General features: G+C 53.6%; 9 protein-coding genes. 3 read left to right on the top strand and 6 right to left on the bottom strand.

Features of this window, described 5'->3' with window-relative positions:
• The 3 genes from PN498_RS17665 to PN498_RS17675 form a co-directional block, all read right to left on the bottom strand.
• The coding region (locus PN498_RS17665) for an ATP-dependent metallopeptidase FtsH/Yme1/Tma family protein (RefSeq protein ID WP_272064395.1) at positions 1 to 1080 on the bottom strand (1080 nt) is incomplete at its 3' end.
• A gap of 83 nt (positions 1081 to 1163) precedes the next feature.
• Complete coding sequence (locus tag PN498_RS17670) at positions 1164 to 1307, bottom strand: hypothetical protein (RefSeq protein WP_272064396.1); 144 nt, start codon at positions 1305 to 1307, stop codon at positions 1164 to 1166.
• Positions 1308 to 1398: 91 nt separating this feature from the next.
• Positions 1399 to 2013: a 2'-5' RNA ligase family protein gene (locus tag PN498_RS17675; protein ID WP_272064397.1), complete on the bottom strand. Its 615-nt coding sequence runs from the start codon at positions 2011 to 2013 to the stop codon at positions 1399 to 1401.
• Between the two features lie 301 nt (positions 2014 to 2314).
• Between PN498_RS17675 and PN498_RS17680 the strand changes: the two genes are divergently transcribed.
• Both PN498_RS17680 and smpB read left to right on the top strand, forming a co-directional pair.
• Positions 2315 to 2581 carry a YciI family protein gene (locus PN498_RS17680; protein WP_272064398.1) on the top strand — a complete coding sequence of 89 codons (267 nt, stop codon included), beginning with the start codon at positions 2315 to 2317 and terminating at the stop codon, positions 2579 to 2581.
• 9 nt (positions 2582 to 2590) lie between these two features.
• Positions 2591 to 3061 (top strand): SsrA-binding protein SmpB, encoded by a 471-nt coding sequence (gene smpB / locus PN498_RS17685; RefSeq protein ID WP_272064399.1) that lies wholly within the window; start codon positions 2591 to 2593, stop codon positions 3059 to 3061.
• A gap of 7 nt (positions 3062 to 3068) precedes the next feature.
• On the opposite strand, the gene PN498_RS17690 is transcribed toward smpB, so the two are convergent.
• The 3 genes from PN498_RS17690 to aroC all read right to left on the bottom strand — a co-directional run bounded on the left by PN498_RS17690 (position 3069) and on the right by aroC (position 6867).
• Positions 3069 to 3551 carry a YchJ family protein gene (locus PN498_RS17690; RefSeq protein WP_272064400.1) on the bottom strand — a complete coding sequence of 161 codons (483 nt, stop codon included), beginning with the start codon at positions 3549 to 3551 and terminating at the stop codon, positions 3069 to 3071.
• Between the two features lie 173 nt (positions 3552 to 3724).
• Positions 3725 to 5410, bottom strand: a complete 1686-nt coding sequence (locus PN498_RS17695; protein ID WP_272064401.1) for a potassium channel family protein — start codon at positions 5408 to 5410, stop codon at positions 3725 to 3727.
• A 362-nt stretch (positions 5411 to 5772) separates the two neighbouring features.
• Positions 5773 to 6867 (bottom strand): chorismate synthase, encoded by a 1095-nt coding sequence (gene aroC, locus PN498_RS17700; RefSeq protein ID WP_272064402.1) that lies wholly within the window; start codon positions 6865 to 6867, stop codon positions 5773 to 5775.
• 164 nt (positions 6868 to 7031) lie between these two features.
• On the opposite strand from aroC, the gene PN498_RS17705 reads away from it, so the two are divergent.
• A partial coding sequence (locus PN498_RS17705) for an nSTAND1 domain-containing NTPase (RefSeq protein WP_272064403.1) occupies positions 7032 to 9016 on the top strand: 1985 nt, incomplete at its 3' end.

Consider the following 9016-nt stretch of genomic DNA (forward strand, 5'->3'; position numbering starts at 1 on the left):
AGCATGGACCTTCAGAATCTCTAAACGACCCTTATAGCTGGGCAGATCAACGATCACCTGGCGATCAAAGCGACCGGGTCGCAGCAATGCCATATCTAAGACATCGACTCGGTTAGTGGCCGCAATCACAATCACACCGCTGTTGCCTTCAAAACCATCCATTTCGGTCAGCAGCTGGTTTAGGGTTTGTTCGCGCTCGTCGTTGCCGCCGCCAATGCCTGTTCCCCGCTGACGACCCACGGCATCAATCTCGTCAATGAAGACGATACAGGGGGCATTTTCCTTGGCCTTTTTGAACAGGTCGCGGACTCGTGAGGCACCAACCCCCACAAACATCTCGACAAACTCGGAGCCTGAAATGCTGAAGAATGGAACAGCTGCTTCCCCCGCGATCGCTTTTGCAAGCAGTGTCTTTCCAGTTCCTGGAGGACCAACCAACAGCACACCGCGCGGAATCTTGGCGCCAATGGCGGTAAATTTCTCAGGGTTCTTCAAAAACGAGACGACTTCTTGCAGTTCTTCTTTAGCCTCTTCAATGCCAGCGACATCATCAAACTGCACGCCCGTCTTAGCTTCCATCTGAAATCGTGCTCGCGATCGGCCAAAGCTCATTGCTCCCCCAGCGCTGTTCGCGGTGCGCCGTAGGATCAGCAGTAGACCAAACACCAGCAGCATAATAACCAATGTGTTGGTGGCAATCCAAGCAAAATTGTTGCCGCCTCCCTCAGGCTGAATTTCCACATCCACATCCTGCTCACGCAGTCTTTGGATCAGCTCGGGATTACGGCCATCATTTTGAAATAGGATAACTTCCTGAGGTGGATCTTCCTCCAGGTCGCTCTTGAGCCTAACTTCGGCCCGTCCACGGTTAGGGTCGATATCTACTTGATCCACTTGTCCAGAGTCAATCAGCTCTAAAAACTCGCCATAGGTCAGCTCATCGTCTTCTTCAGTCTGAGCCATTGCGGGTGGAAGTGCTACCAGGCTTTGCATCAAAAACCAGGTAGTCGTCAACAATCCGGATGCCGCTACTTGAGCAGTTCGACGGATAGAAGCCTGTTGACGCGAACGGTTTGCCATGGATTATGCCTTTAATTCATACCTATGAGAGCGACCAAGCTTCTGCGTACAGGTTGCCGCAGAATGCTTTTGCAATCCCTAGTTTAATCGTTCAATTCCAGAGTGTGGCAATCGGGGCGATCGCAATCGTAAAAATTTTCGATGCCATGGCCGTCGCTAGTCCCGCCAGGACAAGACGGCAAGCCATCCGGCTGGTGCTGAGCACCCGGACACTGTTGGGTGCTCAAGCCTAGATTTCTAAAATGAGACTACCCGACTGTGGTGCATGACGCTGCGCTAATGCCCCCTACCAGCGGTTAATTCTTTACTGGAGATCCCCTACTCTATATCTGGCGTGGGTTCCTTGGACAAGTCCTGTAGATCCAGGGAAAACTGCTGGTGAGACACCCATTTTTGCCCGGTGTGACGCAGCAGCGTTAGATCTTGAACCTTGAAGGTGTAGTGAATCTCTTGGTGCTCGAATTCAGGCCAGGCTCGACGAAACGAAACGGGTTTGAGGTCACGAAAGGCGATGGTGAGATGGGGCCGAAAAGGACGAGTCTGCGATCGCGGATCAACAATATTCAACGTCTCCGCTAAATAGCTGCTTAGCTCTGTTTGCAGGGTCATGAGTTCGGGGGTATGTTGCACATCCATATAGATGACACGAGGCGGAAACGCCCCGAACCCCGATAGGGTAATCGGAATGCAGGTGAACGGACACTGGAATTGAGCCAGGGTCGCAATCAAGCGATCGCGGTCTTCATCCAACCATTTGAAGGGAGCCTGTAGCGTGATGTGCGGCGGCGACTTTAGGGCTGCTTTGCTGCGGTAGCGATCGCGAAAATATTCCTTCAGCTTAGTTGCCTCAGCCTGTACGTCTGGGGGAGGAATCAGCGCTATGAAAAAGCGAGTCGTTTTTGCAGAAGACGTCTGAGCCTGGTCAAAGGACATCGACAAACCCTGTTTGTAAATCACCGCTAAGGTTCAGTATGCTGAAAAGTAAATGAAATCAGGAGAAAAGAATAGAATTCAGGAGTCAGAATCCAGAATTTAGGCTAGAGCCTCTACTTACACCTTTCTGAGAAATTAATTCTGAAATCAATGCCAAAGAGTTGGGATTGTCCCAAGATAAATCACCTGGCGGTTCTGCTCACCTCTGAAAAGCAGCATCAGCCCGTAAGTCGCTGACTCCTGATCTTAGGGACTAGCTGTCCACTGTCCCCCGCTCGCTCAACCCAACAGGAACATCCCCATGCCCTGGTTTGTCAAAATTGAACACGGCATTATTGAGAAAGCGGCGTTTGACAAGCACGTTCCGGCTCACGTTGCATACGTGAAGGATCTGGTGGAGAAAGGGCATCAGGCTCGCACTGGATATTGGGCAGAACGGGGAGGCGGTATGTTAGTGTTTCAGGCCGAGTCTATGGAAGAAGCGGCGGCGATCGTTGAGGCTGATCCGCTGATCAAAAATCAGTGTGTGGAATATGAACTGCACGAGTGGTGCATTGTCGTGGAATAGGGAAACGGTATGGCAGAGTCGAGTGATGGCTACAAAGTCCTGAGTGACAATCGACAGGCGCGACACCAATACGAAATTCTCGAAACCTATGATGCGGGTTTAGAGCTGAAAGGGACTGAGGTTAAGTCGATCCGCGCTGGCAAGGTGAACCTGCGAGACGGTTTTGCCCAAATTCGAGAAGGCGAATTGTGGCTCCAGAATGTTCACATCTCGCCTCACAGCACCACTATTCAGCAATACAACCACGATCCCCGCAGGACCCGAAAACTGCTATTGCATAAGGGTGAGATTCGTAAGCTCATCGGCAAGGTTGAGCAGAAGGGACTGACGCTGGTTCCCCTGAAGATGTATGTTACGCGCGGTTGGATCAAGGTGACGATCGCCCTAGCGAAAGGGAAGAAGCTGCATGATAAGCGTGATTCGCTGAAGCAAAAGCAGGAGAAGCGAGAGGTAGAACGGGCTTTGAAGGGACGCTATTAGGGCAACGCTAGGATTTGCCATGGCATTGTTTGAACTTCTTGCCGCTGCCGCACCAGCAGGGGTCGTTGCGTTTTGGTTCCACGGGGGGTAAGTGATCGCCGTCTAGATAAAACCAACGGCCTTTCTGCTTTTTGAAGCGCGATCGCTCATGGATTTGTCCGTAGCCCTCAGCCTCGTAGCGGGCGATGAACTCAACAATGCCAGTGTTATCCTCCGGTTGACCCTGTTCGGTGTCCAGCACGGTGAGTTTCAACCAAGTCGTTTGCGGCATGCTCTTGCTGAGGGCAACCCGAATATTGGCCGTCCGTTTGGAAGCATGGTGGGTGTTAACTAGATAGTCAATGTTGCCTTTGCAATAGGCTGTGTAGCGCGATCGCATCAGCGCTTCCGCTGTAGGGGCGATCGTCGTTCCTGACAAATAGGGTTGACAGCAGGTCGCGTAAGAGAGCCGACTGCCGCAAGGACAGTCAGAAGTCATAGTAGAAGTCATGGCAAACATCAGATTCTCAATGATGAACCAGGTCCCTACCCAAACCCAATCTTAATCGTTCACGAGTGTGTTCTGAGGAACAAATCATAAATTACCGGATTGTAGTGGACATCGCCAATACGCTAAAACACCCTCCCTACTCTCCCTACTCCCTTCTCCCCCATTCCCCATCCCTAATGCGCGGTGAGTTGCGACGGCACGGTACGCCAGAGTTCCTCCAGTTGATTGGCTGGGATTGTGAGATAGAGGACGTCTTGGCTATTCAACACGTGGGAGAGCAGATCGAATCCGTGAATGGTGCTTTGAGGTGTTTCAACGTACAGGGGTACGAGATCGGTTTCGGCGGCGACGTTGGCGATGGTTCGGCCAAAGAAGGGGTGAGCTGGGGTGATCAGCGTTCCCAGCGCTACCCAGAGACTGTGCCCGGTGATGCCGTTCCCCAAGACCTGTCCACCTAAAGCGGCGGCAGCAAAGGACGGCGCTGCTAGCTCGATGGGACTGAGGACCTGTTCGAAGCCAAAAACCTGCTGCACCTGTCGCGAGAAGTGGGGATCTTGATTGCGGACAACGATAGGCAGTTTAGGGGCCAGGCTTTTGGCTGTCAGAGCAATTTCTAAGTTGTCGGTGTCGTGGCTGGTGACGGCCAACAGGGCCAGCGCTTTGGAGACGTGGACGCTGTTTAGGATATCAGGAACGCTAGCATCTTCAGTGATGACGGGGATTTTGAGCGCTTTAGCACTGTTGACGAATCTGCCGTGGGGATCTCGCTCGATCGCGACCACATCGTATCCGGCCAACTTCAGCTGCTTGGCAATTTGAAAGCCCACTCCCCCCAGTCCGCAGACGACATAGTGATGACGCTGGGGTAGCTGTACGGCGTTCCAAACCTGATGAAAGTGACTGCCCAAAACCAGGTCATTGAGGATGGCGTAAAAAACGCCAATCACCCCGGCTCCCACTAGCATCATGACAGCGGTGAACACCTTGACGGCAACGGGTGCTTGTTCAGCAACCTCCTCATGCCCCCCTGCTCCGGTCAACATGCCTACTGTGAAGTACAGCGCGTCTGGAATAGAGACATTAAAGTTGACGCTGAGGTAAAGCAGGGTCGAAAAGGTGATTAGCAGCAGCAGGATCAGTGTAATGAAGAGCGCGGCTTGGCTCTGACGACGAAATTGAGTAAGTCCAGCAAAAAAGCTTTTGAGTCGCCGCTCCCAAGTGAGGCGCTGAATGCCGCTGGTTTTAGGACGGGTGGCAATGATGAGGCGATCGCCCGTCTCCAATCTCTGCTCGGTCAGTACTGCCGAGACCAAGTCCACTTTCTGGTTGGCAGAACAGTAGTAGATCAGCATGCGATCGCGATTTTCCCACAAATGCCGCAGCAGAGCGCCGTTCCAGGGATGCCTTTCGCTGATGTATTCCTCATACATCGGCCAGTTGGCTCCCATCAGGTCGATTTGTCCGATGGCGGTATTGCCCAGAGCGGCAAAAGCAAAGATCGGTCCTGCTAGTTCGGAGACGCTCATCGAGACGTGGTAGTCCAGCGTTTGGTCGAGGCGATCGCCCAAGCGGGTATTCAGCAGACGATTGATGATGCGAATGCGAGGATTCAGCACCCGTGCCTGAGTCAGAATGGCAAGATTCAGCGCGTCGTCGGAGGTCATCAGAAGCAGGGCCAAGGCATCGTGAATACCTGCTCTGATGAGGGTGTCAGGCGATCGCATATCCCCCACAATAATGTTTGATTCGTCAGAGGGCTGATTACTGATGCCAACAACCTGGACTCCCTGTCGTTGCAGCAGCGAAAAGACCCGATATCCCGTATCTCCCAATCCACAAACAATAATTTTTGGCTTCATCTCGCTCCCAAGAGGGGTTAGGCTCAATGCCCTAAGCTCACCGGTATAGTCCTGAAAAATTTCAGGCGGACAAGTGGTCTGTCGTGCTCGAATTTGTCTGGGTTGCCGTCAGAAAACCCAACTTTTCCTGGCCACTGTTGGTTTACTCTGCCAGCGGACAAGGTCTGCACTTCGTCCTACGCCAGCTTACGAAGACTGAGTTACTGGCAATACAATTTCGAGCTTGACGCTGTATCAACTAGCTTTTCTAAGCTGCCCCACTGAATCAGTTCAATACTGCTAATTGAGTTTCATCGATTGCTGTAGTTCTGGTTACGCCACCCGAAAATTATGGATCTTTTAACGTTGAGGCACAGCAAACCCTACGTTTCAAACAGCTCACACTGTCCATGATGACGTAGCAAATGATCGCAGAGGACTAACGCCACCATTGCCTCGACCATTGGTACCGCTCTGGGCAGCACGCAGGGATCATGTCGCCCTTTAGCTGCCAGCACGGTTTCCTCTCCGGCATTCGTCACCGTGTTTTGGGCTTTACGGATGGTTGCCGTGGGCTTAAACGCTGCCCGAATGATGATATTCTCGCCGTTGCTGATGCCGCCTTGAGTGCCCCCAGATCGGTTAGTGCGCGTGCGCCAGTTGCCCTCAGCGTCCGTGTAAAACTCGTCGTTGTGCTGGCTTCCCGTTAAGAGCGTTCCGGCAAAGCCCGATCCTAACTCAAAGCCTTTACTGGCTGGCAGCGACATCACGCCTTTGGCTAAATCGGCTTCCAACTTGTCAAAAACCGGTGCGCCTAATCCCTTCGGCACGTTGCGGGCCACGCATTCAACGACCCCACCAATGGAGTCGCCCTGGTCGCGAATCTGCTCCACCCGGTCAATCATGCGCTGGGCGGCTTCTGCATCGGGGCAGCGAACAATGTTGCTCTCTACCTGCTCCAGCGTGACGGTATCCGGCTCCACGACGCTCTCAATGTCTTGAATGCGCTTGACATAACCGATAATCTCGACGCCGGAATACTGCTGGAGGATCTTTTTCGCGATCGCCCCTGCCGCTACCCGACCAATGGTCTCTCTGGCTGAAGATCGCCCGCCGCCCTGATAATTCCGAATGCCGTATTTGCTATCGTAGGTCGCGTCAGCATGGGAGGGGCGATAGGTGGTCGCCATTTCGCTGTAGTCCTGTGGGCGCGTGTCCTTGTTGCGAACCAGGATGGAAATTGGCGTGCCCAGCGTTTTGCCTTGAAACACGCCGGATAGGATTTCGCAGCGATCGGCTTCCTTACGGGGGGTCGTGATTTTGCTCTGGCCGGGACGCCGCCGATCTAGCTCGACTTGGATCTCCTCGGCGGTGATTTCAATTTGGGGCGGGCAGCCATCAATCACAACGCCCACCGCTCCCCCGTGGGACTCACCAAAGGTCGTAATGCGAAAAAGATGTCCGAATGTGTTGCCCATAAAAGCCCGCAGCGCAATCCTCTAATCCTAGTACAGTCTGGGTGGGGCATGGGTGGATGGTCACCCGAGTCAGGCGATACGGTTCTCTTGACAAACCTATGATTTTGGCCGAAATCTCCAGTATTTTGGGTGAAGCTGACCGTAGCGATTTTTAGTAGGTCCCTATGCCACCCATCGATCGCCAGGAACTTGCTCAGACCTTAAGCCGCTTGCCAGAGAGCTATTTCGACCAAATTGTCTTTACGCTTGATGTCCCCTCTGAGATTTTGCCGACCAGTAAGGCCGCAATGGGCGATCGCGCGATGGCACTTCTCAACTGGGCTGAGAAGAGTGGACCGGGACTGAAAACCCTGCAAGATGTTCTGAACCAAGTGCAGGGGAAAGAAATCGCTACGCTGCCTGCCATCTGTCCCTACAAAGGCTTGTCCTACTTCGACTGCAATGATCGCGACCATCACTACTTTTACGGTCGCCAAACCCTGACCCAAATCCTGCTAGAGAAAGTCGAGCAGGGAAACTTCTTGGCGATCGTCGGCGCTTCCGGTAGCGGCAAATCCTCCGTACTCCGGGCTGGAGTACTCCAGGACATCAAGAATCACAGCGACACCGAAATTCATATCCTGGTTCCCGGTGAACATCCCCTGCAAAATCTCAGCCTGGCCTTTGTGGACAAGAATCTGAGTCGCATCGAGCAGGCTGAACTGCTTCAGAAGATTAAAAACCTGATTCAAAAAGGTGATGGCCTCAGCAGCCTGATTGAAATTGCACGTACTGATCGCGTTCTACTGGTTATCGACCAGTTTGAAGAAGCCTTCACCCTCTGTCAGGACAAGACCGAACGGCAAACCTTCTTCGCCACCCTGCTCGGTGCGCTTGCCGCTGTTCCCAAGCGGCTGGGCGTGATCTTGGCCATGCGATCGGACTTCGTCGGCAAATGCTTCGAAGACGATTACAGCGGCCTTGCTACCCTGGTCAAAAACAACCTGGAACCCGTGCTGCCCATGAGTCAGGACGAACTCACCCAGGCCATCAAAGAACCCGCCCGCCAAACCGGCTGCTCCCTCGAACCCGGCCTCGTCGCAGCCCTGCTCAAAGACGTCGATCCGGCCTCCGGTAGCCTGCCCCTGCTGCAATACACCCTCACCGAACTTTGGGAAAACCAGCAAGACAACCAGCTCAAACTCTCTACCTATATGCAGCTCGGCGGCGTCACCGGCGCTCTGCAACAAACGGCCGACAAAGTCTACAACGCCCTCACCCGTGAGCAACAGCTCACCGCCAAACACATTTTCCTCAGCCTCACTCAACTCGGCGAAGGTTCCGAAGACACCCGCCGCCGCATCACCCAAGCCAGCCTCATCTCCGCCCAACACCCCGGACCTCAAGTCATCCAGGTCATCAAGCAGCTCGCCGACGCCAATCTTGTCGTTTCTAATGACCTTACGATTGACCCTACGATCAACAATAAACAAGGCATTGTTGCTTCTCAAAATGGCCGCACCGCCACCCTCGACGTTGCCCACGAAGCCCTGATCCGCACTTGGCCCAAACTGCGCCAGTGGCTCGACGAAAACCGCGACCTACTCCGCCAGCAGCGCAAAATTGAGCAAGCTGCTGCCGAATGGAGCCAGCAGCCCAAAGAGCAACAGCCTCGCTACCTCCTCGAAGGTCGTCAACTCTCCGATGCCCGACGCTTTCAAAAACAGCACGGTGAAGCCCTTCCTCTTTCTGAAGAAGCTAGAAAATATCTCAGCAAGAGTCTCGTCCGTCGTCGTAGGGGGCGAATAAAACTCACCGTGGCCGGATTAGTTATTCCATTAATGGCAGCCAGTTATGCAGGCGTCCAAGCCGCAACCTACTTTAGATTGCGCCCTCATTGGGATTTAATCTATGCTTACGACCCAGCGAACAATCCAATTAGCAATGTCCCATTGACCAGGGCACTTGGAGAAATCAACGATGCCAATCGCTCGTTGCGAAGAATCTCCTTGCCATCCGCCAGCCTCAGCAACGCCAGCCTCAGCAACGCCAGCCTCAGCAACGCCAACCTCAGCAACGCCGACCTCCGCAACGCCAACCTCCGCAACGCCGACCTCCGCTACACCGACCTCCGCAACGCCGACCTCCGCTACACCGACCTCCGCAACGC

Source organism: Oscillatoria sp. CS-180, assembly GCF_028330965.1.
GTDB lineage: Bacteria > Cyanobacteriota > Cyanobacteriia > Phormidesmidales > Phormidesmidaceae > Halomicronema.